Source organism: Secundilactobacillus collinoides DSM 20515 = JCM 1123, from assembly GCF_001435975.1.
Lineage (GTDB): Bacteria > Bacillota > Bacilli > Lactobacillales > Lactobacillaceae > Secundilactobacillus > Secundilactobacillus collinoides.
The window spans coordinates 1-1,602 of record NZ_AYYR01000026.1; the positions used below are offsets into that span (position 1 = coordinate 1).

Here is a 1,602-nt window from a genome sequence, read left to right on the forward strand (position 1 = left end):
AGACCAATTATAAGAATAGGCCATTAGTGTTGCACTTAACTTGACAATTGAGGGAACAAATTCTTTTAGACATAAAGTATTCTTTATGGCAGCACGATATGTATTATCAACCCATGATGGCTATTCTATTCCTTTTAAAGGTGTTAATTGGCGAGAATTTAAGATTGTTTACAGTTGGCTAGTTCCAAAAATGCAATTTGTTTTTTTAAGTCACGGTGTCAGTAAGGACGATATTGTCGAAAATACAAATTATAAAAGGACACGCTTTGATTATTTTGTCACAACCACAAATGAGGAATTTAAAGAAATGTCCAGTAAGAAATATGGTTACCCGGATGGCAATATAGTGCAAACCGGATTTGCAAGGTATGATTCTTTGCAAAACGAAAAACTTAAGATAGAGGTTCAAAGCAGTATCGTTTTTATGCCGACTTGGCGCTATTATTTAGCTGATGTAGATGATCAAGAATTTATGAAGTCTGAATACTTCAAAAAGTTATACTCATTAATGCATAGTAAAAGGCTGGAAAGACTGCTTATGGAGAATAATGTAGATTTCTATTTTTTTCCCCCGCATCACGAAATTCAGAAAAGAATTCATTTATTCAATCTTGAAAACACAATAGTTAAATCTCTTAATACTGAAAATGTTGATTTTTCCACTATACTTTTAAAAAATTCAATGCTCATAACAGATTACTCCAGTGTTATTTTCGATTTTGCTTATTTATACAAGCGATCCGTGTACTACCAGTTCGACTTAAAACAGTTTCGACAGGGACAGTACAAAGAAGGATACTTCAAGTATGACAGGGACGGGTTCGGACCGATTTGCACTAATGAGAAGGATCTTATGTCTGAAATTTCGTCCGCAATACATGATGATTTTAAAATTAATAAAAAATATAGAAAAAGAATAGATGAAACTTTTACCTTACGTGATAACAAAAATAGTGAAAGGCTTTTTAATATACTAAATGATAAATAAAGAGAAGATGTCATTTGTTTCTATAATAGTGACATATGGCAATGTTGACAGATATGAAGGCGTCGTAAATACAATTGAATCAGTAGTTGACGCAGGAACAAAAAAAGTTTTTTTGGTAGACAATGGCTGCCATTACTCAATTTCATCTAAAATTAAAAATCAATTTTCAGGTTTCAATATTAGAGTTAGAAGATTTGAGGAAAATAAAGGGTCAGCGGAAGGCTTTTCCACTGGAATAAAAATGGTTATGGAAGATGCTCAAGTATCAGGGCAAACTTATATTTTGATTTTAGATGATGATGTTTTGCTTGATAGGAACTTCGCTGATAGATTCCTTTCTATTAATCAAACCTTAGTGGAATCAAATAAACATGTTTGGTCCCTTTTTCGAAAAGATAGAGATGAAACATTCGCGAATGGTTACGATAGAAATATCAATTACTATTATAACAGCGTGGCTGGATTTTCTCTTCTTAGAAAAAGTCGAAAAAATTTCAATTCAATACTAAATAATATTAGTTGTCCTATTTTTGTTCCATGGGCAGGGTTATTTATAAAAAACCCCGATTTAAAATTGAAGTGCAACACTTGATAACTAGACCAATTAGACTAGC

General features: G+C 32.1%; 2 protein-coding genes. Both read left to right on the forward strand.

Annotated elements, in window-relative coordinates:
- The first annotated feature begins 40 nt into the window (after positions 1 to 40).
- The gene (locus tag FC82_RS05845; RefSeq protein ID WP_056996463.1) at positions 41 to 988 is read left to right on the forward strand and encodes a CDP-glycerol glycerophosphotransferase family protein; all 948 of its coding nucleotides are present in this window, start codon (positions 41 to 43) and stop codon (positions 986 to 988) included.
- Positions 978 to 1,580 carry a glycosyltransferase gene (locus FC82_RS05850; RefSeq protein ID WP_056996464.1) on the forward strand — a complete coding sequence of 201 codons (603 nt, stop codon included), beginning with the start codon at positions 978 to 980 and terminating at the stop codon, positions 1,578 to 1,580. Before FC82_RS05845 ends, FC82_RS05850 begins: the two co-directional genes overlap by 11 nt.
- Positions 1,581 to 1,602: the final 22 nt, after the last annotated feature.